Source organism: Thermococcus sp., from assembly GCF_027011145.1.
GTDB lineage: Archaea > Methanobacteriota_B > Thermococci > Thermococcales > Thermococcaceae > Thermococcus.
The window spans coordinates 1-22,914 of the sequence record NZ_JALVAO010000026.1 but is presented as its reverse complement, the minus strand read 5'-3'; the positions used below and the strand labels follow the sequence as shown (position 1 = coordinate 22,914).

Sequence of the window (22,914 nt, the reverse complement as noted above, 5' to 3'; positions counted from 1 at the left end):
ATGTTTAAGGATTCGAAACTGAATCTTTAAAATATTGAAATCCTAACCTCTAGCAGAAGGACTAAGACACATAATGTTGAACAAAATAAATCCCTAGCTGGGTCCAACAAAAATTGTCATCTAAAGTAACAATCCGTTCCTAATGTAACACCAAGTGAAAAACAAGCAATTCTTTGAAAATTTTTTCATTTTTATTCTTGTAACGAGCCTTATTACAGTCGAATACAAATGCACTGTCGCTCTTGTTATTGTTCCGGGTTCCATTCAGAGGCATAGATAAAGATAAGCAACTACGAGGGCAAAACGAATGTCGTGAAACCCCTCTAGAGGCGTTCCCTCCAGTTCGGTAAAGGTTCTCCCACAGACCATGCATCTGAAATGCTGAATCCTGAGACCACTGGCTTTGATAACAACACCCATTTTCACGAAAGAGCTTAAGCCACAGTTAAGACACTTATAAGTAAGACACTCATAAGAGAAACAATGGTAGACGCTCTTCTCACAATTATTCTCCTCTAGAAGTATCAAGGATTTACTCCAGTACCCTTTTAACCCCTTCGTAATATTAACTATTAGCACAAGTTCAAAAATGCGACAGATTCAAAGTTCAAATCGTGTTAAAACCCAACAGCTGCAGTAGAAAACCGAAAACCTCAAGCATACAGAGGTCAAAGCGAAGAAGGGAGAGTAAAAAACTAAACAGTATTCTTAACACAAATCCTCAGAGCGAACATCCAACAACACACCCAGCAATTGATTCATGAAATCTCTGTGCTCCATCGCGCGCTTGGAGAGTCTTCTGACAGTTGAATAAGGAATCCCGAGTAGCTTTGCTATGCTAGACTCGCCCAAACCAGCCCTGAGACGGAGATATGCCACTGCCACGAGAGCCTTTGGGTTATGAACTCCCTTGAAAGGTGTTCCATCAAGCTCCGTGAAAGTCCTGCCACATTGCCTGCATCGAAAGCGCCGGACTTTAAAGCCATCTCTCGTAATATAACCTAACTTAGTTACCTCCACTGAACTGCAGGCGGGACACACCACGCCGAAGGCGCGTTTGCTTTATTGCTTTTAAGATATCCCTCTCAGAAATCCTCATCACGAGTAAGAGTCCGCACACGAGTTCTGCATCCATGCCATCACCTCCAATAATCGGGTTATTGAACAAATATTTAAAAGTTTATAACTAAATTTTTGCTCTAAAGTTGAGATTATAACATAAATTACGAAACACTGTAATATAAGAGCATCAACGACCAGCCGAGAAAACAACCTTCAGCAACGGAGGAGTGACGAGGGTCGTGACGAGGACCATCGCTATCGCTATGGAAAAACTTTCAGGAGTTAAAACGCCCTCGGCAAGGCCTATGTTGGCCATTATAAGACCAACCTCCATTCTCGGAATCATTCCAACCCCTATCTGGAGGGCCTCCAGTTTTCTGAAGCCCGTGAGAATAGCCCCGGCCCCACAGCCCAGAACCTTTCCAATTACCGCGAGGAAAGAGTATATGAGCGTGAAGGAACCAGCCACCAGGAGAACCCTGACATCGGTTTCCGCTCCAACACCCACGAGAAAGACCGGGATGAAGAGGGAATAACCAAGGGTTATCATCTTGTCAGTTATCTTTTTAGCATCCTCGCTTCCCGCAACGAGAACCCCAGCAAGGTAGGAACCCGTTATGGCCGCTATCTCAAAGCGCTCCGCGAGGTAGGCAAAGAGGAGCATTATAACTATCGCGACACTCGTCACGGTCTCGGGAAGGTTTATCCGGTGGGACGAGCGGAGAACCCTCTTTACAACCCCTCTACCAAGGAGATAGCTGAGGAGAAAGAACGCCGAAACCTCGGCGAGTATAATCCCGACATCAGCCGGCGAGACGGTTCCTTTGGTGCTCATGGCCACGAGAATTGTAAGGATTACTATGCCGAGAACGTCATCAACAACTGCCGCCGCCAGAATCGTCGAGCCGACCTTGGAGCGGAGGCGTTTCATCTCAAGGAGCACGTTGGCGGTTAAGCTGACGCTCGTTGCCGTCATGACGCCACCGAGGAAGAGGGCCTCCATTTTTGGGTAACCCCACTCAACTGCCAGGAGGTAACCGAAGAGGAAGGGAACTACGACACCAAGGGAAGCGATCACGAAGGAAGGAAAACCCACGCGCCTGAACTCCTCGATGTCCGTCTCAAGTCCGGCAAGAAAGAGTAGCATGACAACGCCTATGTCCGAAATCAGCCTTACGCCCTCATCGTAGGCAACCAAATCAAGAAAACTCGCCCCGATGATGATTCCACCGAGTATCTGGCCCATTGCCGCCGGGAGACCCACTCTGGAGCTCAGGTAACCGGAGAGCTTTGCTGTTACGAGGATTAAGGCCAGCTCAAGGAACGGGTCCATGCCAACACCTCACAGCGAGACGAGCCTTATGAGACGTATTATGTCCTTGACCTCAAGCAGGCCAACGGCCCTTCCAGAGTCATCAACAACCGGAAGGTGATGCTTCCCGCTCTCAAGCATGACGCTTATCGCGTGTCCAAGTGTGTCCCCGGCGTTAACCGTTATCGGCCTTGTCACCATTATGTCCCCCACGCGGGTGGCCCTGTTGACGGCGTAGCGTTTGAGAAGCGAGAGGCCGACGACGGAGTGGTGCCTTAACGGAGCGAAGAGGTGGAGTATGTCCTTCACCGTGACGAAGCCAACTAGCCTTCCCGAGTCATCGACCACAACTGCCGAGCTTTCTTCACCCCTCAAAAGGCCAATCAAAGTCGCCAGAGAGTCCTCGGGCCTAACCCTGACGAAGTCCCTGTCCATGACTATCTCAACGGGAACCTTCTCTATGTAGCGGATGTTGTGGCTTAGCTCCTCCCTCCTCTTGAGCTGGAGGAGCTTTTTCTTCGTGTGAAGAACCCTCGCCTTCTTGGCCTTAACCCTCAGCGGACGCTCCATTGTATCACATCTTTGAGAGTTCCCGTGGGAGGTATTAAAGGCTTCGGTCCGCTATTGGCATAAACAAGTTAAACTTAGGATAAAAATAGCCCATAATTAACCAAAAACTTGCCAAAAGCTTTTTAAGGGCAAAGCCATAGAACTCGGCAAGGGAAATATGGTTTCCGGCGAAGGAAGCGGAAGGTTCTATGATGTTGTGATTATCGGCGCCGGACCTGCCGGCCTTTTCGCGGCTTACGAGCTTGCAGAGAAGAGTAATCTAAGCGTTCTCGTCATCGACGAAGGCGGTGACGTCAAACAGCGCGTCTGTCCGATGTTCGAGCTCGGCTACTGCATAGAGTGCAAGCCCTGCCACATAATGAGTGGCGTCGGCGGTGCCGGTGGACTGAGCGACGGAACGATAAACCTCCGCCCGGACATAGGCGGTGATTTAAGCGAGCTCACCAACGACGAGAACTACGCCTGGCAACTCGTCTGGGAGGTAGACCAGATTTTCCTGAGGCACAAGGCCCCGAGGAACCTCTTCAAGGGAAAGCAGGAGCAGGTTCGCTACTGGGAGCAGAGGGCGGCCCAAGCTGGAGTGAAGTTCATTCCGATAATCCAGCGCCACATCGGCTCGGACAGAACGCCCGAGGTTATAGACGACATAAAGAGGCACCTGGAAAGCAAAGGCGTGAAGTTCCTCCTTTGGACAAAAGCCCTTGAGTTCGGCCAGGGATGGGTCAAAGTCAGGCGCGGAAAGGACGTCTTCGAGATTAAGGCGAGGTACATAATAGTGGCTCCGGGAAGGGGCGGTGCCGACTGGTTCCACGAGGTGGCTCAAAAAATAGGTCTAAAGGCGAGGCACGGGCCGATTGACGTTGGCGTCCGCGTCGAGGTCCCGGCAATAGTGATGGAGCCAATAACGAGCATAAACCACGACCCCAAGTTCCACATCTATACCGACACCTACGACGACTTCGTCAGGACTTTCTGCACAAACCCGAACGGTTTCGTCGTTGAGGAGCGCTACGACGGCTACGTTGGAGTGAACGGCCACTCGATGCACGAGAAGAAGAGCAACAACACCAACTTCGCATTCCTGAGCAGGATTGAGCTGACCGAGCCGGTGGAAGACACAACGGCCTACGGGAAGAGCATAGCCCAGCTGGCAACGACCATAGGCGGGGGCAAGCCACTAATCCAGCGCCTCGGAGATTTGAGGAGGGGAAGGCGGAGCACGTGGGCGAGGATAAGGAGGAGCGACGTCGAGCCGACGCTGAAGAACGTAACTCCCGGAGACATTGCCATGGCCCTGCCACACCGCGTTGTTACCAACATCATAGAGGGCCTTGAAAAGCTCGACCGCGTTCTCCCCGGAGTCGCGAGCGACCACACTCTACTCTACGCACCGGAGATAAAGTACTACGCGATGAAGGTGGAAGTAAACGAGAACCTTGAAACGAGCATTGAGGGGATTTTCGCCGCTGGAGACGGTGCCGGGCTGAGCAGGGACATAGTCAACGCCGCCGCCACAGGCCTTCTCGCGGCGAGGGGGATACTCAAGAAGGAGGGCCTCTACACGGAGAAGGACTTCAGGAAGCCGGGGAACTGGAAGGAGAAAATTGAGGGGATGGAAGCGTGAACCTGAATTCATAGAAAGGGCGTTGTAATCAATTACTCTCCCTTGAATTCGCTTGTCTTGAAACTTTTTGTTTGTTTTAAGCATGTTTGTTTAACCAAAAGGTTTTTATACTCCGATTAACTATTGGTGATTGGTGATTTCTTATGTCTAAGTTTGGTTTGTGGTGGGTTCGGTGGAATGGTTCTGACTACGAGTCAAGGATGACTGTGGGGAGTAGAAAAGCCACCGTTGACGACTTTAAGGAGAGGGGCTTTGATAGGGTTGTCGTTCTCAGCGGAGAAGGGAGGGGGATTAAGTACAGCGGACCATTCTATAATTCGGGATACAACGATGGAAGGGAATTTGCAAGATGGGTATCCAAACCACATATACGGGATGCCATTGTATATAACAATACCCTTTAGCCGCCCCGAAGGATTTCCACGGGATCAAGTGCAGATACCGTTTGAGTACTCTGGCGTGAACTCATACTACAAGGGCTGGATTGACGGTGTTCTAAGCGTTGACAACAGTGACCTCACTGGATTTTACTGGAGTTATGAGAGTTGCCTTCAGACTACCTCCTACGATGGAGCCCACGTTACGAAGGAGTTCATCCAGTACATGAGCAACTACATTCACAGCAATGGGTTAGAATTGGTTTGGATTCCCACCATTGGAGACAGGACTATGGAGCAGGTAAAGACTTTTTGTGCTATTCCCACTCTTGCAAAGTATTTTAATCACGTGTTTGTTCAGCCCCACTATTACCAGACCACTAAACTGAGTGATGGCAGTGATTACACATTCCAAGAACTTGTGCGTCGTGTAGGATGGATGGCCAGCAAAGGCCTCTCAATCGAAATGGAGGCCGATAACAGTATAATTGGTGAAAAAAGTAACTGTGCATACTGCAAAAGCACTCAAGGAACCTGGGAAGACGATCATTTCAAAGAAAAAGTCGGATGCGATGAGAGCCCGACCCCAGAAACAGAAGAAGAGTGCATTAACCGCGCATGCGATTATTACAGAGCAATTACAGAGGTAAACCCGAGTGCATTCTCAACGAGGGCCTACTACTTCGGCACAGACCTAAGAGTCGTTGATAAGGTGAGATCAAAATGTCCAGACTGGTAATCCCCATCTTCCTCCTTCTTTTTCTTTCCTCTTCAGTCTCTGCGTATCCTTATGTTAAAGCTCCCGGCGGCCTTTATGAAGTTCAGTATTCCGTTCTCTCAAACGGAACTGGAGCATTAATTCACCTCTCGATCCTTCAGTGGGGAATTGACTGTGGAATGACCAACTGCTGGCCGGCCGTCTTTTACGGTCATGAATACCTTCTTTACTTCAACGGCTCCCACCTCTACCTCCTGAATTTCACGCCCGTGCTGGGAACACCCTACGTGGAATATAAAGGGGCGAGCTTTCTAAATGGGAGCTGGTACATTGAGGTTAAGTATTCCAGTGATGAAATTGATAGGTTTTACCGGCTTGACACCGGACATTTCTGTATTGAGCCTGCTAACGTTAGTTGGCTCTGGCTTCCAAAGGGGAACGTCAGCGACTCCATATACGGATGGAAGATTGAGTTGCAGTCGCTGGGTCCCGGTGAGTGGGGCCACACGAACATTAGCGACATCTGGATTGCTCTGAATAGAAATGTGAGCAGGTGGTCCCCTGGTCCGGTAACACTGGTGAACTCGAGCGTTTTCCCTGTCTACTTCGCTCTTAAAAAAGACAATAACACGAGGAAGGTTACCATAGTCTACATCAATACGACCAACAACTCCAAAGGATTAATAGAGGGCTTCTGGTTTCCCAAGAGTGTTAAAATCGTAAATGTAACGGTCTGCAAGTCAACTGCCCCTCGGGAGAATACCACTTTGAACGAAACCAAGACTCAAACGTCTGCACAGAGAAACCTCACATGTTCTCACGTGAACACCGTTGAAAGAATGAACAAAACATCCCCCTCACCCCAAACTTCCAGCAAAAAGAGCATCTGCGGGCCCGGACTGGTGGTGATTATTGTGGTGGGCACCGTGTTTTTTGTTAGGAAGAGACGAGGTTAGGTCGTCGGAAGGTTAACGTTAAAAGCCCCCCTTCTCCTCTATTTCCGGTGGAGAGAAAATGCCCGTGAAATGTAAGTTCTGTGATAAACCTGCCTTCATCAAGCTCCACTACCCAAAAATGTATCTCTGCGAGGAGCACTTCAAAGAATACTTTGAGAGAAAGGTAAAGCGGACAATAGAACGATACAAGATGCTCAAACCCGAGGAGAGGGTTCTGGTTGTCGTCTCTGGCGGAAAGGACTCGGCCGTTACCGCTTACATCCTCAAAAAGCTCGGCTACAACATCGAGTGCCTCCACATAAACCTCGGCATTGGCGAGTACTCCAGAAAAAGTGAGGAATACGCAAAGAGGCAGTGCGAGAAGATAGGAGCACCGCTCCACATCGTCCGCGTCAAGGAACTGCTCGGCAAGGGCATAGGCGAGGTGAGGACGAGGAGACCTACATGCTCCTACTGTGGCCTGACAAAGCGCTACATATTCAACAAGTTCGCCTACGACAACGGCTTCGAGGTTGTAGCGACGGGCCACAACCTCGACGACGAGGCGAGCTTCATCTTCAGCAACATGATGCACTGGAACACGCAGTATTTAGCGAAACAGGGGCCCGTAACGCCGAGCCAGTTCAACGGCAAGCTCGTGAAGAAGGTCAAACCGCTCTACGAGGTCACCGAGAGGGAAGTCGTTGCATACGCTTTGGCGAGCGGAATCGACTACATGATGGAGGAGTGTCCCCACGCGGTGGGTGCCACCACAATCGAGTACAAGGAGATACTCAACGAGATGGAGGAGAAGAGGCCCGGGACGAAGATAAACTTCGTCAAGGGTTTCCTGAGGAAAAAGCACCTCTTCGAGGCAGAACTCCAAGAAGTAAAGCTCAGGGAGTGCAAAGTCTGTGGAATGCCGTCGAGCGGTGAAGTCTGTTCGTTCTGCAGATTCTGGAGGTTGGAGAAGCCGATAGACTTTAGGATAGGGTGATGATGAAACTTTCGGGCCCTGAGATGTGACGATGGCCACCCTAGCTGAGCCCAGATAATATTTCCAGCAATGATAGTATTTCGAACTTTTTATATACTCAAAATGCAAAATAAAGAAAAAACAATAGGTTCCAGCTTGGAGGGAGGTTCTAATGACAACAGGGGACCTGATGAGAGAGCTCTGGGATTCACTGCAACTGGGGGAGATAGTCCTCGTGGAAAGAATGGACTTGAAAGACCAGTACTTTGGACTCTACCAGCTTATGAGCTGGGGCCGTTCGAAGGGCTATACCGTGCTCATAATTGACGTCGTCGATTCATTCCACATCCTCACCTCAAAGGCAAGGCTCGCCGGTCTGGACTGTGAGTGTTTTGACACCACCCACGTGATAAAAATAGGGGGACGTGTGAAAAGGGGAAACGTCATAGCCTGGATAAGCGACCTGACCGAGCCAGTTATTTTAATTGGGAAGTTCAAAGAGGCATATGAGAGATTCCTAAAGGAAAATGCACCGGTTTTAACAATCGCCCTAGGAGTGGAGAAGCTCTTTGTAACCTCGGACGTGCTACCCAAGAGCGTCCATCTGGCGGTTAGCCTGCTCTCAGAATACGTTGGCAACAGGGACAGACTTGCAGTACACCTCGTAAAAGCACCCCTCCTCGGAGAAGAGCACAGGTACCTCCTCAACCTTATCGAGGACATCGCGACAACAATCATAAGGGTGTCCTCCCACGGAAGAATAGGGGAGTTCAAGGTCGTCAAGTCAATAAAAAGAGACGTAGAGGGCCTTACAATCCGAGCCTAGAGCTCTCTGAACCTTACCGAAAAGGACAGTGTCCCCTCAACAGGAAACAGGAAGGCGTAGCTCACCCCCTGCTGTATGAAGTCCCACCCGCTTTCACTTTTGCTCAGCGTTTTTACCGGAAACTTCCATATCCTAGCCTTTCCATCGAGCTCGATGGAGAACCTGCCGACGGCGTACTTGTCATTAACCTCAACCCCAGAACCATAGAGCTCTCCCGGACTCTCCATCACGCTATGAACCGCTACGTCGAGCTCGACCGCGAATGTTCCGCGCCCGGCAACAGAGTAGTCGACCACAAAACCGTCATCGGTGGGTTTAAATGTTTTAACAACCGAGAACCCACTTTCACTCCTCCAGAGCCTCAGCCTTCCATCTTCAAGGGAATAACCATAGGGTTCCTTCGAGAAGTCCGCCAGAGGGTCATACCGGTTCAGCCTGAAGTCATCGAGGGTTGTTTCCTGTCTTAGGAACCTGTCCTGGAGGAAGGCCCTCCTAACGGAGTCGTAGACAATCTCATTTCTCACGTCCTCAGGGATGCCTTGGGAGAGCTCGTGGATGCTCTCAACGCCTTCCCCGGCATCTTCTGGAACGGCACTTCCAACGGAGTGATAGTGCTCGTAGCGCCTCGTCAAGACGTCGGCATAGTTAACGAGCCTGCTTTTTGAGCTGAACTCAACCAAGGAACCGCCGAGGCCGGGCTTGAAGGCATAGTAAAAGTTCTCGCCCTCGATGAAGACCTCCTCAAGGCCATCGAAGTCGATATCTTTCACAAAGCTTCCACTGGAAACGAAGGTGTTGGCCCTTATGATGTTCTCCCACACTGCCCTGCGAAGGTGGGGAAGGTAGATGCCCCCAAAGACACCGTGCCAGTAGGCATCGTTGCACTGGGCCCTGAGAATGAAGCGCCTCGCCTCAGGATTGTTTCTCACAAGTTTACTCACCATCAGCATGCGCTTGTGCATGTAGTTGCCCTCGGGATACTTGAAGAAGAAGTTCTTCCATATCCCACCGCGGACGAAGACTCGGTAGCGCTCAAAAACGCCTCGAGCCTTCAACCAGTCCACGAACTCAACGAAGAGCTTCGCCTGTTCAGCCGGCAGAGACCACTCGCTCATCTCGAAGTAAGAGGCTATCGGAAGGTAGACAAGCCCCCTCGGCCTGAACCGCTCGAGGTATTCTGAGTAGAGTAGAACCTCTATTTTTTCGTCGCTCGAAACTTCATCGAAGAACTCCCTCAGCCAGCCTTTTTCGTGGACCCACTCGTAGGTTCCCGGCCAGACCCCGAACTTTTCCCCATCGTCGTGGAAAACGGCGACCTTGCTCTCATCGCCGTCGTCGAGTGAGTGAAGGTACTCAAGGGTCCTCTCCACGGGGCGGAACGGAATCAGGTAGCGGAGCCTCTCGTCAATCGGGAAGACGGCTATGCCCTCACCGTTGTTTTCCGTGTAGTAGGGCCAGTACAGGCTCTCCTTCGGCAGGCCGGCACTGAGGAAATGGTAGTCGTCAACGACTACGTACTCTATCCCCGCTTTTTTTAAGGCCCCCACAAGTTCCGGTTCCCAGACGCGCTCGGTCAGCCACAGACCCTTTGAATCGTAGCCGAGTCTTTTTGCAAAACCCTTGAGGAGGTTAATCTGCTCTATCCTGTCCTCCTCGGGGATAGATGCCAGAACAGGCTCGTAAAAACCGGCAACGACTATCTCCAGCTGGCCCCTTCTAACGAGGTTCCTCAAAAGTTCTATGTGCTCGGGTCTGTGTTCGGCAATCCACTCAAGGAGCGGGCCGGAGTAGTGCACGGCAACCTTCATGTGGGGGTATTCCTCAAGGGTCTCAAAGAAGGGCCTGTAAGCCCTTTCGTAAGCACTCTCAAAAACCCAGCCGAAGTTTCCCAGTGGCTGATGGTTGTGGATTCCGAAGATGAACTTCACGGTCTTCACCAACAGGGTAGTATCACCAAACGTGATATAACTTTTTCCCTCAGGGGTGGAAGAGATAGACGGCCAGGGCCACGGCGAGCTGGTTGGAGAAGTTATCATCCGGAGGCAGGTTGTAGAACTCCGCTATTGTTCCCGCAAGGGAGCCTATCAACGCCGGAAAAGGTCCAACGAGCGGGGTCAGAATCACCATACCGGTGAAAAAGTAAGCCAGGCTTCCCTCAACGCTTTTGCCGTTCGAGAAGCGGTGCCTTCCAAAGGTCTTTCCGATTATTGCAGCGAGGGCATCGCCGAGCGTCGCGAGGGCTATGGCGCCTATGGCAACGTTCTCGGGGAAGAAGTACACCACTATGAACGAGGCGGCCGCGAAGTAGATGTGCGCCGCGACTCGGTTCCGCTCATGCTCCCGCGTTATGTCGTTGATGTGAACTTCAAGTCTCTCTATCCTCTCCATTACCTCCGGGGGAGCGTATATACCAAGGCGCCTCTTTATAGAATCTCTCCACTCCTCAATTACGCGGAAGGGCTCAAGGGCAACAAAAACCGCAAAGGAAAGCCCTATGAACGTCAATGTATAGGTTTTACCAAAGAGAACGTAGAACACGGGTATCATCAGCCCCGTGAGATGGAGCGCCTTACGCTTTAGCTCTCTTTTTATGCTCACTCTCAATCACCTCCAGGGCCTCGCGAAGGTTCTTAACGACGTAATCGGCGTGTTTGACCTTTTTTCCGCTGAAGTAGCCCCTCTTCACGAGTATTCCCACCGCACCTATGGCCCTCGCCCCGGCCATGTCCGTCTCGTCCCTGTCCCCGACAACGTAAACTTCCCCATCTGGAAAGCGGTTTAGTACCAGCCGGAAGTTGTAGTCTTCGAACTTGCTGTGGCCGGTTTCACCGCTTATTATCACGTCATCGAAGTAACCCCCGATGCCGAGGACGTCAATCTTCCTCCTCTGCCAGTTGGTTGAGGAATCGGTTACAAGAACAACCTTTGCATTCATTCCCTTGAGTCCCTCAAGAAAGGGGATTGCATCATCGTAAAGGCGAAGGTGCCTGAAAAAATGCTCCTCCACGAAGGAAACGAGTTCATCGAGCTCTTTTCTGCTTATCCCCGGGTATATCCTCCTGAAAAGCTCCTCGACGAGCTCGTGAAGGTCAAGAATATGAAACTTCTCAGAGTTTTCTAGTTTTTTATACCTGGCAGTAACGAGGTACAGAAGGGCCCTTAGCTTCCCCTTTTTCAGGAGAAAGGGAACGGCCCGGAGCATGGTCCTCTTTCCGGCCTCCCAGGTGTTGCACAGAGTATCGTCAAGGTCAACGATTACAAGCATGTTGAGAGTTGGAAACGGGCCTTTAAACCCTTCGGTGGGAAAGTTTAAAAACAGAGGGTTAAACTCAATCCCGATGAGAGGAGAAGTTCTCATTGGAGCCGGGATAGCGCTGATACTCATAGGCTTCCTGCTGGTGTTTATAGGGACCCTGATTTCGGCCTTCAGTGGTGAGGGGAACGTCGAGGGCGGAGGAGTTATAATGATAGGGCCTATCCCGATAGTGTTCGGCACCAGCAGGAGCGCTGTAACGCTGGTCTCACTGCTGGCCCTTCTCCTCATGGTGCTCTGGATTGTTGGAGTTCTCCTTGCCAGGAGGGGATGAAGTGTACCTCGGCTACCTAGCACTTCTTTTGGTCGTTGCCAAGAGCCTTGAATGGGCCTTTGAAAAGGTTGAAATACACCCGATAATAGCCCACGTTCTCACAGGAATCGTCCTCGGCCCATTTGTCCTCGGGATAGTCGAACCAGGGGAAGAGCTCAGGGTTCTGGCCGAGTTTGGGCTGATAATGATGATGCTTTACATGGGCCTGACCAGCAACTTCTCGGCGATAGCCCAGAACACGGGAAAGGCCGTTCTCGTCGCGATTCTTGGAGTTGCCTTTTCCTTCCTCTTCGGCTTCCTCACGGTGTATTTCTTCGGCAAGGGAATCGCCGCGGCGATATTCATAGGTGCGACACTGGGCAACACCGCGATAGAGGTCACGAGCGGTGTTCTCGTCAAGGAGAGGGTAAAGAGGGAGGTTTCCTCGATTTTAATGGGAGCCGCCTTCGTGGATGACATCGTGGCCGTCTATCTGATAGGCATAATAACTGGCATGACGAAGGGAAGCCTTGACCTCGTTTCCTTTGGCGTTTTAACGGTGAAGATATTTGCCTTCATCGGTGCAACGCTCCTCGTCTCGGAGCTGGTCTTTAAGAGGGCCAGATGGTTTTACTCCATCGTCAGAAACCTCAACGTCTTCTTCACGTTTACACTCATACTGACCTTTACACTCGCCATAATAGCCGAATGGGTCGGCCTGAACCAGATTATCGGGGCCTACCTGGCGGGACTGACGATAAGCAGACTCCGTGAGAGGAAGGACCCTCTCGTGGTAACGAGGATTAAGCTCAACGAACTCATCGAGGACCTTCAGGTCGTTCTCACGGAGTTCTTCATACCTCTCTTCTTCATCTACGTTGGCCTGGTCTTCAACCCACCGCTCCACGACCTCAATTTGGCTTTAATCGGCCTCCTTTACCTCTCGGCCGTTCTCGGAAAGTTAATCGGCTGTGGGCTCGGTGCCAAGCTCTCGGGCCTCGACTGGAGGGACTCGATAACGGTCGGGATAGGTATGGGCGGTAGGGGAAGCCTCGAACTGGCTATACTCACATTCGGACTCAGCAGTGGGATAATAGACCAGACACTCTTCGCGAGCGTCGTTGCAGTCTCGATGCTCACCGCACTCACAACGCCGATATTCTTTAAGAAATACATCGAAAGGGCAAAGGCTTAAATTCAGTGAACCCAACGCCCCTCAGGTGAGAGCATGTTCCCGGAGAAAGGCGCGGACGAGGAGGAGGTTCTTGAGGAGTTAAGGCTGAAGACTAGGGAGGATTTAACGTTCGATTCTGGTAAAATCCTGGGTTCGATGTGCACGTATCCTCACCCCTTCGCCGTTAAAATCATAACCGAGTTCATAGACAGAAACCTCGGCGACCCGGGTTTGCACACCGGGAGCAGGAAGGTCGAGGAAGAGGCAATTGACATGCTTGCCAACCTCCTCGGCCTGGAGAAGGGCTACGGCCACATAGTTTCCGGCGGAACGGAGGCGAACATTCTAGCTGTAAGGGCCTTCCGCAACCTGGCGGACGTAGAAGAGCCCGAGCTTATTCTCCCGAGAAGCGCTCACTTCTCCTTTATCAAAGCCGGCGAGATGCTCGGCGTTAAGCTCGTCTGGGCCGAGCTGAACGAGGATTACTCAGTCAACGTAAAGGACGTCGAAAGCAAAATCACCGACAACACGATTGGAATAGTCGGCATAGCAGGGACGACCGGTTTGGGCGTCGTTGACGACATTCCCGCTTTAAGTGACCTGGCTTTGGACTACAACCTTCCGCTCCACGTCGATGCCGCCTTCGGCGGTTTTGTGATTCCCTTCGCAAAGGCCCTCGGCTACGAGATTCCGGACTTCGACTTTCGCTTAAAGGGCGTGAAGAGCGTAACCATAGACCCCCACAAGATGGGCATGGTTCCAATTCCCGCTGGTGGAATAATCTTTCGCGAGAAGAGGTACCTGGAGGCTATAAGCGTCCTGGCCCCCTATTTAGCCGGGGGCAAGATATGGCAGGCGACCATAACCGGGACGAGACCCGGGGCGAACGCCTTAGCGGTGTGGGCCATGATTAAGCACCTCGGCTTTAACGGATACAAGGAAATCGTAAGGAAAGCTATGGAGCTTAGCAGGTGGTTCGCAGGGGAGCTCAAGAAGATACCCGGCGTCAAACTAATCCGGGAGCCGGTTTTAAACATTGTCTCCTTCTCAACGGAGAACCTTGAAGCCGTTGAGGAAGAGCTTAAAAGGAAGGGCTGGGGCATAAGCGCCCACCGCGGTTACATCAGAATAGTCATCATGCCCCACGTGAAGAGGGAGCACCTGGAGGCGTTTTTGGGGGATTTGAGAGAAGCAATCACTTTGTAACTCCCCTTATATCCACGTGCACGAAGACCCTGTCAACCTCCGGAATTTCCTCTATTCTCTTTTTAACCTCCTCGCTTACGTCATGCGCCTCCTTCAGGGAAAGCTCGGGAGGGACCTCGATGTGAAGCTCGACGTGAAGTTTGTTTCCGACGTAGTGGGCCCTCAGGTCGTGGATTCCAAGGACGTTTGGAACGCTGAGGGCACGCTTCTTAATCTCCTCACAGAGTTCAAAGGGCGGTGCCCTGCCGGTGAGGTAGCCGACGTTCTCAAGTATGATTTCAAAGGAGACCTTGACGAGGAATACCGCAACGACTAACCCGGCAAGGGCGTCGCCCCTCGAGAACCCGAACTTCTGAAGGCCGAGGCCAATGAGAACCGCGACGCTACTCAGAACGTCGCTCCTGTGGTGGTATGCATCAGCTATGAGAATCTGGCTGTTGAGCTTTCTTCCAACGTAAACGGAGTAGCGGAACATTGCCTCCTTGGCCACTATCGAGAGAACCGTTACCCCGAGCATTATTCCGTTTACCTCTATGCTCTCGCCGTGGAGGAGTCTTATCAGAGAGTCCCTTCCAATCTCGTAGGCAACCACCAGAAGGGCCTCGCCTATCAGAAAAGCCACAAGGGGCTCAAATCGGGAGTGCCCGAAGGGGTGGTCTTTGTCGGGAGGTTTTGATGCAATTTTTATACCAAAGTATCCGGCAACGCTCGTTATCACGTCGCTGAGCGAGTGAACCCCATCTGAGATGAGGGCTATGCTGGAGTAAAGGAAGCCGACCACGAGTTTTATGACCGCGAGGAAAACGTTGCCGACTATGCTGACCCAAATCGGCTTGTAGATTTCCTCCATGCTATCACCTTTTTGTGCATATGCACAAAACGTTTAAACTTTTCTAATTTTCCTTTACACACTGAAGGTTATTAGGTTTTCGAATTCAATTAGACTAATTTAAAAGGAGAACGGTCAGTCCGTCACTCCCTCGTCACAGCTCGGACAAGGCTGAACTCATCATCCCTGAAAAAGTTGAAAGGGGAACTTAAAAGGGTTGCTCAGCGATCACCTTTCCTTCGTCACCCTTCGGTTCGCCCATCACTCATCATCGCGCGGTATAAGTTCAGGCCAGGGCTTAAAAAGGTTTCAAGGGAAAGCATAACTCTTTAAAAATTGACCCATGTATTGGTAACGGTGATGTCAATGGAAGAGTTCGTCGAAGTTAAGATACCCAAGAGCCTCTACGACAGGATAAAAGAACGCGTTGAAGAGGCCGGTTTTGAGAGCGTTGACGAGTACGTCACCTACGTCCTCAGAGAGGTCCTGGCGAGCCTCGAGGAGGAAGAGGAAGAGGTCTTCAGCGAGGAGGAGGAAGAGAAGGTCAAGGAGAGGCTTCGTGCCCTCGGCTACCTCGACTGATTCCTATTCTTTTTAACTCAAAATGAGGTGGTAGAATGGTTTCAAAGCCCCATGGTGGAAAGCTTGTGAGGAGAATAGTTGCCGAGAGAACCCGCGAGAGGATTTTAAACGAGCAGAACGAGTATCCAAGAGTTGATATTGAACACGGTAGGGCCATAGACCTTGAGAACATAGCCCACGGTGTTTACTCTCCCCTCAAGGGCTTCCTGACAAGCGACGACTTCCAGAGCGTTTTAGATAATATGCGCCTGAGCAACGATTTGCCGTGGACGATTCCGATAGTTCTGGATGTGAAGGAACCGAACTTCGAGGAGGGCGACGCGATACTACTCTACCACAACGATATCCCCATAGCGAGGATGCACGTAGAGGAGATTTACACATACGACAAGAGGGAGTTCGCAGTCAAGGTCTTCAAGACAGATGATGTAAAGCACCCCGGCGTTGCCAGGGTAATGGAGATGGGGGATTATCTTGTCGGCGGTGAGATTGAGCTCCTCAACGAGGTTCCAAACCCCTTCGCCAAGTACACGCTCAGACCCGTGGAGACAAGGGTTCTCTTCAAGGAGCTCGGCTGGAAGACGATAGTGGCTTTCCAGACGAGGAACGTTCCGCACCTCGGCCACGAGTACGTCCAGAAAGCGGCCTTGACATTCGTTGACGGGCTCTTTGTAAACCCCGTCCTCGGCAGAAAGAAGAAAGGTGATTACAAGGACGAGGTCATAATAAAGGCCTACGAAGCTTTGTTCAAGCACTACTATCCCAAGGACAGCGCGACCCTCGCAACTGTTCGCTACGAGATGCGTTACGCCGGACCCAGAGAGGCAATTCATCACGCCATAATGAGGAAGAACATGGGTGCAACTCACTTCATAGTGGGAAGAGACCACGCCGGAGTTGGAGACTACTACGGCCCCTACGAAGCATGGGATATGTTCGACAACTTCCCAGACCTCGGCATAACACCGATGTTCATCAGGGAGGCCTTCTACTGCAAGAAGTGCGGTGGGATGGTCAACGCAAAGATATGCCCCCACAGTGAGGAGTTCCACGTCCACATAAGCGGAACCAAGCTCAGGAAGATGATAATGGCCGGTGAACAGCCCCCGGAGTACATGATGAGGCCTGAAGTTTATGAGGTCGTCAGGAGCTTTGAGAATCCCTTTGTTGAATGACTCTCTAATTATTTTTCAGAGGTGAGTTAGGTGAACCTAATTGTCCACCACTGGGACACCGACGGAATAACCTCAACGGCCCTTCTCGTTAAGGCCCTCAAAATGGAGGAGTTCACGAACTTAACCGCGCCGATAGGTGAGTTCAGGTTTGATGAGAGAATCCGGGAAGCTATAGATAGGGCCGAAAAGCTCTACGTCCTCGATTTCAACGTTCCAGAGGAAGTTGAGAACGTGAAAATCCCCACACTCTTCATCGACCACCACAATCAGGGGAGAATCAAGAACCCCCTAGTGGAGCAGGTAAACCCCTCTCTGGAAGGAAACTACTACCCCTCGTGCTCCCTCGTCGTTTCGGAGCGCTTTGGGTTATTCAACGCGTGGACAGCCCTCGGAGTTGTGGGGGATATAGGCGAGAGGGCCTTCGGGTTAAACACCGTCAGGGAGCTCCTCAAAAGGGAAGGCCTCTCAGAGGAAGATGCCCTGAGGTTGGTAGAGCTCATCGACTCCAACTACATAACAATGGACAGAAAAGCCGTGGAGGAGGCCGTTGGGGTCCTCCTTGAAAACAACGTCAGGGACCTCCTTGAGTATGAACCCTGGCTTAAAAAAGTCGAGGCGATAGAAAAGGCCATTGAAGATGCACTGTCCCGAGTTGAGGAAAGAAAAGGCTTTGCCCTCGTCAGGTTTGAGAGCCCATTCAATATCATCTCCAAAGTCGCGAGGAAGCTCGTGTGGGAGAAGAAATATCCGGGAGCAATCGTGATAAACGGGGACTTCCACGGGAAGGCACAGCTCTACTTCAGGGTTTCGCCCGAAATGGCGGGGAGAATAGACATGGCCAACATAATAGAGGAAGTTAAACAACTTGGCACCAACGCCGGGGGAAAGAGAGAGGTTCTCGGTTGCATCTGCGAGAAAGAAAAAGTTGAAATGGCGTTGAACGTGATAGAAACGCGTCTGGGGTGGTAAGATGTTTGAGGAGAAGGTTAGGGAAGGCATGGCCGAGACCAAGAAGCTCTTCGTCATAGGCCTCGATTCAGCTCCGCCGGAGTTGCTCTTCGGGAAGTTCTACGACGAGTTGCCGAACCTTAGAAAGCTCATCGAGCGCTCGATTCACGGGCCGATGAAGACGGGGATTCCGGCCATAACGATTCCGATGTGGATGGTGATGGTGACGGGAAAGACGCCGGGTGAGCTTGGCCTCTACGGCTTCAGGCACAGGAAGGGCTACAGCTACACCGAGTACTGGATTGCCCACAGCAAGAAGGTTAAGGAACCCACGCTATGGGACTACCTCGGTGAAAAAGGGAAGAAATCGATAATAGTCGGCGTCCCACCAACCTATCCACCGAAGCCAATCAACGGCCACCTCGTCAGCTGTTTCATAACACCCGATGCCAGCGTGGATTATACCTATCCAAAGGAACTCAAGGGTGAGATTGAACGCTTAGTTGGTGAGTACATCTTCGACGTCCCCTTCAGGAAGGAAGCGAAAGACGAGGTCAAGGAAGGCCTCTGGGAGATGACGGAGAAGAGGTTTGAGGTCATCAGATACCTCCTCCAAGAGAAGGAGTGGGACTACTTCCACTTCGTTGAGATTGGGCTCGACAGGGTTCACCACGCCTTCTGGAGATACTTTGATGAAAACCACCACCTCTATCCCGGCAAGGGGAACAGATACGAGACCGTCATTCCCGACTACTGGAAGCTTCTGGACAGGGAAATCGGAAAGACGCTGAAGTTGATAGACCTCGACGAAACCGCTGTGATGATAGTCTCGGACCACGGGATAAAGGCCATGCACGGCAACTTCGCCGTCAACCAGTGGCTTGCCGAGGAGGGTCTCCTGAAGGTAAAGAACCCGGAGGTTCTCCACGACGGGAAGATTAAACGCTTTGAGCAGATAAAGGTGGACTGGAAGGAAACGACGGCGTGGGGATGGGGTGGCTACTACTCCAGAGTTTTCCTCAACGTAAAGGGCAGGGAGCTCTTCGGAAAGATACCAAAGAGCAAGTTCGACGAGGTAAGGGACGAGGTTGCTGAGCTTATACGCTCGATTAGGGGGCCGAACGGCGAGAAGTGGGACAACAGGGTTTACTACCCGGAGGACATCTATCCAGTGGCGAGGGGTAGCAAGCCCGACATAATGGTCTACTTCGACAACCTGAACTGGCGTGCCGCTGGAACCGTCGGCTGGGAGAGCAACTACCTCCCGGAGAACGACACCGGCCCAGATGATGCCAACCACTCCGAGGTCGGTGTATTCTCGCTCTACTTGCCAGGGCTTGATGAAGAGAAGCAGACACAGCTCACAATCTACGATGTCGCACCAACCGTGCTTAACCTCTTCGGCCTGAGGGCAGAAGCGGAAAGGCTGAGGGGACAGAGCATTCTCCCGTGAGTCCCTTAATTTTTTAAGTCCTTAAGAGGCTTAATACCGGGGATAAAAATGAAGAACCTTGAGAGAGGCTTCACGATATGGCTTACGGGCCCGAGCGGTGCAGGAAAGACAACGCTGGCCGTCAAACTCGCCAAAAGGTTGAGGGAGATGGGCTACCGCGTTGAAATACTCGACGGCGACACGATAAGGAAGACACTCTACCCGAACCTCGGGTTCTCCAAAGAGGCCAGAGAGATGCACAACCGCGTTGTCATTCACATGGCAAAGCTCCTCAGCAGGAACGGGGTCATAGCGATAGTCTCGTTAATCTCGCCCTACAAGGCCGTCCGCGAGTACGCGAGGAAAGAGATAGGCGATTTCATCGAGGTCTACGTTTACGCCCCCCTGGAGGTCAGAATCCAGCGCGACCCCAAGGGACTCTACGCAAAGGCCATCAGGGGTGAGATTAAGGGTCTGACAGGCTACGATGGTATCTACGAGGAGCCCGAGAACCCCGAGGTAAAGGTGGACAGCTCAAAGATGACACCTGAGGAGGAGGTAGAGGCAGTAATAGAGAAGGCCAGGGAGCTCGGTTACCTGTGAGGTGGTTTAGTGATAACGTTCATCGTTCTGGGTTTCATCGTTGGGTTCCTCATAGGCCTCACCGGCGTGGGCGGGGGTTCGCTGATGACGCCCGCCCTCATTTTTCTTGGCGTCCAGCCCCTAACGGCCGTTGGAACCGATTTGCTCTACGCCACCGTCACGAGGGTTTTCGGGGTGTTCTTTCACGGAAAGAGGGGCCACGTGAGGAGGGACATAGCCTTTCGGCTCTTAGCTGGAAGCGTTCCGGCGGTTCTCATAGGAGGCTACGCCATGAGACACATCCCCAAGGAAATCCTCAACCACTACCTAACGCTCGTTCTAGGGCTGATTCTGATAATAACCGCAACGCTGGGAATCCTGAAGGGGGAAATACGAGTTCCCGTAAAGCCGAGATGGGCCTACGTTTATCTTCTCGGCTTCATCGTTGGTTTAACGGTTCAGTTCACATCCGTTGGGGCTGGGGTAATAGTCAGCTTCACCCTTATGAACATCGCACGCATTAACCCCCGGGAAGTCGTCGGGACGACGATACTCTACGGGCTGGTGTTGTCGGCAATGAGTTTCCTGAGCTATGCGAGTATGGGGAGCGTTGATTACCCCCTGGCCGGGTCACTTATCATTGGAACAGTCCCGGGAGTCTACCTCGGAACGCACGTTAACGCCAAGGTTGATAAGGAAAAACTGAAAAAGGCCATCAACCTGATAATACTCCTCATTGGGCTGGCAATAGTACTCAAAAGGCTCACGTGACGGTGAGAACATGAGTGACGAGGTTGTAACCGAGCTTGGAAGGGCCGCGAGAGGCGGGGCAATAGCATTGGTTGGAATGGTCCTCTCAGCGGTGTTCGGATTTCTGGTCAGGGCCGTGATAGGCCGGTATTTTGGGCCCAATGAGTATGGAACATATAACTTGGCGATGACCGTTTTCACGATAACCCTCGTTGTTGTCATGCTGGGCTTTCCCATGGGAATCCAGAGGCAGGTCTCCTATTTTCTCAACACCAGAAGGGAAAAAACGCCAGAGCTCATATCCACTGGGCTGATTTTGGTAGCCCTAACTTCAACCGGAGGTCTGATGGTTCTTGAGGCCATAAAGGGCATTTTACCGGCGTACATCGGGGGAGGGGAACTCTTCACAGAAATGCTGGGAGTTCTGGCCCTTGCACTTCCCCTGAACGCCGTTTTTAATATAGTAATAGCTATAACCCAGGGGTTTGGTAGGGTCAGGGAATTTCTGTTCTACGGAAAGATAGGCATGCCCCTAACGTACTTTCTCCTGACGGTTATCGTAATCCTCGTGGCAGGAAAAATAACCTACGTTCCAATCGCATTCCTAACGACATATCTCGTTCTTCTTGGAGTTCTCACGGGAGACCTTCTCAAAAAAAACATCCTGCCGGGAAAGTTAATGTTTTCAAAAGAACTCGCCAAGCTCCTGGTTCTCTTTTCAATACCCCTCATGGCCTCCAATCTGGTTGCGTTCATAATGACATGGACCGACACTTTGATGCTCGGGCATTTCTTGGGGGATAAAATAGTCGGAATTTACAACGCCGCGGGCCCAATAACGAGGTTTATACCCGTGTTTCTGGGCTCTTTTACGGTTATATATACTGCACTCGCAACGGGTTTTTACTCAAGGGGTGAAATCGAAAAAATCAGAAAGTTCTACGTTTCAATAACGAAATGGGTGGTTCTTCTAACGTTCCCGCTGTTTATACTCATAGTCGCCTACCCAATACCGGTTCTGAGGACGTTCTTCGGGGAACAGTACGTATCTGCCTGGAAACCTATGATAATCCTAGCTGTCGGCTTTATGTTCCACTCGATAGTTGGTCCCAACGGGTTAACACTAATCACGATGGGGAAACCAAGTGAGGACATGAAGGGAAACCTCATAGGGGCAACGCTTAACATAGTTCTGAACTACATCCTGATACCGCTCTACGGAATGGTGGGTGCTTCAATAGCCACGGCAGTTTCATACGTTGTCGCCAATATATATAAGAGCATAGTGCTTGCCAATCAAGGGATAAACCCCTTTGAAAAGAATTACGTAAAAGTTCTCATTGCGGGAATCGCCATGACCGGAGTTGCACTTCTCCTCAAAGCAGAGAGCATCTTCTTCGCGATTATGTATACGTTTGTGGTGTCCATCATATTCTATGCAGTTGTTCTCGTTAGTGGAGCCTTCGATAAAGTTGACATTGATATAATAAAACTTGCTGAAAGAAAGTTTGGCGTAAGGGCAGGTCTCATAGCGAGACTCATTGAAAGGTTTAGCAATTGAGTATGAAGGATAAGTTTTTAGTAGAAACACTCTTGAGAAAAATGACCTAATTATACACAACGCGAGAAGGATGGGGGAGAAATAATGAAAGCTCTTATACTTTCGGGTGGTTACGGCACTCGGTTAAGGCCCCTAACGTATTCCCAGCAGAAGCAACTGATTCCCGTCGCCAACAAGCCAGTCCTGTTCTACGCTATCGAGGACGTCATAGAAGCTGGAATAGACGAAATTGGAATCATCGTCGGCCCCAACGCAGAGCAAGTTAAAAAAACAGTGCTAAGCAGAAAATGGAACGCCAAAATAGAATTCATTTACCAAGGCGAACCCAAAGGCCTGGCACATGCAATTCTGGTCGCCAAGGATTTTCTTGGAGATGAAGACTTTGTTATGTACCTCGGAGACAACATCCTCAAGGAAGGCATAGTCAAACACAAAGAACACTTTGAGAAAGGAAACTATGACGCGAGCATACTCCTTACAGAGGTTCCGAATCCCCAGCAGTTCGGTGTTGCAGAACTGAGTGAAGATGGAAAAACAATAAAGAGGCTCGTTGAAAAACCCAAAGTCCCGCCAAGTAACCTTGCGCTGGTTGGAATATACTTCTTCAAGCCCGTTATTCACAAGGCCGTTAGAAGCATAAAGCCCTCATGGAGAAACGAGCTTGAGATAACCGACGCAATCCAGTGGCTCATAGACCACGGCTATAAGG

23 protein-coding genes are annotated in these 22,914 nt (G+C 51.1%); 17 read left to right on the top strand and 6 right to left on the bottom strand.

Annotation, left to right across the window (positions count from 1 at the left end):
• Positions 1–1,249: 1,249 nt before the first annotated feature.
• Positions 1,250–2,395, bottom strand: a complete 1,146-nt coding sequence (locus tag MVG27_RS02555) for a cation:proton antiporter (RefSeq protein ID WP_297548522.1) — start codon at positions 2,393–2,395, stop codon at positions 1,250–1,252.
• Positions 2,396–2,404: 9 nt separating this feature from the next.
• Positions 2,405–2,944, bottom strand: a complete 540-nt coding sequence (locus MVG27_RS02550; protein ID WP_297548520.1) for a CBS domain-containing protein — start codon at positions 2,942–2,944, stop codon at positions 2,405–2,407.
• Positions 2,945–3,101: 157 nt separating this feature from the next.
• Here MVG27_RS02550 and MVG27_RS02545 point away from each other — a divergent pair, with 157 nt between their 5' ends.
• From MVG27_RS02545 to MVG27_RS02520, 6 genes are all read left to right on the top strand, one after another.
• A complete protein-coding gene (locus MVG27_RS02545; RefSeq protein ID WP_297548518.1) occupies positions 3,102–4,568 on the top strand; it encodes an NAD(P)/FAD-dependent oxidoreductase in 1,467 nt (488 codons plus the stop codon).
• A 143-nt stretch (positions 4,569–4,711) separates the two neighbouring features.
• Positions 4,712–4,972 (top strand): hypothetical protein, encoded by a 261-nt coding sequence (locus MVG27_RS02540; protein WP_297548516.1) that lies wholly within the window; start codon positions 4,712–4,714, stop codon positions 4,970–4,972.
• A 55-nt stretch (positions 4,973–5,027) separates the two neighbouring features.
• Entirely contained in the window at positions 5,028–5,684 is a 657-nt protein-coding gene (locus tag MVG27_RS02535) for a DUF4855 domain-containing protein (protein WP_297548514.1), read from the top strand.
• Positions 5,669–6,619 carry a hypothetical protein gene (locus MVG27_RS02530; RefSeq protein ID WP_297548512.1) on the top strand — a complete coding sequence of 317 codons (951 nt, stop codon included), beginning with the start codon at positions 5,669–5,671 and terminating at the stop codon, positions 6,617–6,619. The genes MVG27_RS02535 and MVG27_RS02530 overlap by 16 nt, the downstream gene beginning before the upstream one ends.
• Before the next feature lie 58 nt (positions 6,620–6,677).
• Positions 6,678–7,595, top strand: coding sequence for a TIGR00269 family protein (locus MVG27_RS02525; protein ID WP_297548509.1), 918 nt, complete (start codon positions 6,678–6,680; stop codon positions 7,593–7,595).
• 169 nt (positions 7,596–7,764) lie between these two features.
• The gene (locus MVG27_RS02520; RefSeq protein ID WP_297548507.1) at positions 7,765–8,400 is read left to right on the top strand and encodes a DUF257 family protein; all 636 of its coding nucleotides are present in this window, start codon (positions 7,765–7,767) and stop codon (positions 8,398–8,400) included.
• Here MVG27_RS02520 and MVG27_RS02515 read toward each other — a convergent pair.
• The 3 genes from MVG27_RS02515 to MVG27_RS02505 are packed head-to-tail and all read right to left on the bottom strand — an operon-like array spanning position 8,397 to position 11,665.
• A complete protein-coding gene (locus MVG27_RS02515) occupies positions 8,397–10,337 on the bottom strand; it encodes an alpha-amylase/4-alpha-glucanotransferase domain-containing protein (RefSeq protein ID WP_297548565.1) in 1,941 nt (646 codons plus the stop codon). The genes MVG27_RS02520 and MVG27_RS02515 overlap by 4 nt on opposite strands.
• A 40-nt stretch (positions 10,338–10,377) precedes the next feature.
• Positions 10,378–10,998 carry a diacylglycerol/polyprenol kinase family protein gene (locus MVG27_RS02510; RefSeq protein WP_297548505.1) on the bottom strand — a complete coding sequence of 207 codons (621 nt, stop codon included), beginning with the start codon at positions 10,996–10,998 and terminating at the stop codon, positions 10,378–10,380.
• A complete protein-coding gene (locus tag MVG27_RS02505; protein ID WP_297548503.1) occupies positions 10,970–11,665 on the bottom strand; it encodes an HAD family hydrolase in 696 nt (231 codons plus the stop codon). Before MVG27_RS02505 ends, MVG27_RS02510 begins: the two co-directional genes overlap by 29 nt.
• Before the next feature lie 73 nt (positions 11,666–11,738).
• Here MVG27_RS02505 and MVG27_RS02500 point away from each other — a divergent pair, with 73 nt between their 5' ends.
• Genes MVG27_RS02500 through mfnA form a run of 3 tightly spaced genes read left to right on the top strand, consistent with a single transcriptional unit; the run spans position 11,739 to position 14,346 of the window.
• Positions 11,739–11,987: a DUF131 domain-containing protein gene (locus MVG27_RS02500; RefSeq protein ID WP_297471149.1), complete on the top strand. Its 249-nt coding sequence runs from the start codon at positions 11,739–11,741 to the stop codon at positions 11,985–11,987.
• A 1-nt stretch (position 11,988) separates the two neighbouring features.
• Complete coding sequence (locus tag MVG27_RS02495) at positions 11,989–13,161, top strand: cation:proton antiporter (RefSeq protein ID WP_297548501.1); 1,173 nt, start codon at positions 11,989–11,991, stop codon at positions 13,159–13,161.
• Positions 13,162–13,194: 33 nt separating this feature from the next.
• Positions 13,195–14,346 (top strand): tyrosine decarboxylase MfnA, encoded by a 1,152-nt coding sequence (gene mfnA, locus MVG27_RS02490; RefSeq protein ID WP_297548499.1) that lies wholly within the window; start codon positions 13,195–13,197, stop codon positions 14,344–14,346.
• On the opposite strand, the gene MVG27_RS02485 is transcribed toward mfnA, so the two are convergent.
• Positions 14,336–15,196 (bottom strand): cation diffusion facilitator family transporter, encoded by an 861-nt coding sequence (locus MVG27_RS02485; protein WP_297548497.1) that lies wholly within the window; start codon positions 15,194–15,196, stop codon positions 14,336–14,338. The two genes, mfnA and MVG27_RS02485, sit on opposite strands and share 11 nt — an antisense overlap.
• Positions 15,197–15,535: 339 nt before the next feature.
• On the opposite strand from MVG27_RS02485, the gene MVG27_RS02480 reads away from it, so the two are divergent.
• From MVG27_RS02480 to MVG27_RS02445, 8 genes are all read left to right on the top strand, one after another.
• A complete protein-coding gene (locus tag MVG27_RS02480; RefSeq protein WP_297471234.1) occupies positions 15,536–15,757 on the top strand; it encodes a CopG family transcriptional regulator in 222 nt (73 codons plus the stop codon).
• A gap of 35 nt (positions 15,758–15,792) precedes the next feature.
• Positions 15,793–16,932: a sulfate adenylyltransferase gene (gene sat, locus MVG27_RS02475; protein WP_297548495.1), complete on the top strand. Its 1,140-nt coding sequence runs from the start codon at positions 15,793–15,795 to the stop codon at positions 16,930–16,932.
• A gap of 30 nt (positions 16,933–16,962) precedes the next feature.
• Positions 16,963–17,901, top strand: a complete 939-nt coding sequence (locus MVG27_RS02470; RefSeq protein WP_297548493.1) for a DHH family phosphoesterase — start codon at positions 16,963–16,965, stop codon at positions 17,899–17,901.
• 1 nt (position 17,902) lies between these two features.
• Positions 17,903–19,333: an alkaline phosphatase family protein gene (locus tag MVG27_RS02465; RefSeq protein WP_297548491.1), complete on the top strand. Its 1,431-nt coding sequence runs from the start codon at positions 17,903–17,905 to the stop codon at positions 19,331–19,333.
• Between the two features lie 48 nt (positions 19,334–19,381).
• Positions 19,382–19,915 carry an adenylyl-sulfate kinase gene (cysC, locus tag MVG27_RS02460; RefSeq protein ID WP_297471171.1) on the top strand — a complete coding sequence of 178 codons (534 nt, stop codon included), beginning with the start codon at positions 19,382–19,384 and terminating at the stop codon, positions 19,913–19,915.
• A gap of 9 nt (positions 19,916–19,924) precedes the next feature.
• Complete coding sequence (locus MVG27_RS02455) at positions 19,925–20,665, top strand: sulfite exporter TauE/SafE family protein (protein WP_297548489.1); 741 nt, start codon at positions 19,925–19,927, stop codon at positions 20,663–20,665.
• A 10-nt stretch (positions 20,666–20,675) separates the two neighbouring features.
• On the top strand, positions 20,676–22,205 hold the full coding sequence (locus MVG27_RS02450) for a flippase (RefSeq protein WP_297548487.1): 1,530 nt from the start codon (positions 20,676–20,678) through the stop codon (positions 22,203–22,205).
• Positions 22,206–22,289: 84 nt separating this feature from the next.
• Positions 22,290–22,914 (top strand): glucose-1-phosphate thymidylyltransferase (locus MVG27_RS02445; protein ID WP_297556099.1); only part of this gene is annotated, 625 nt, incomplete at its 3' end.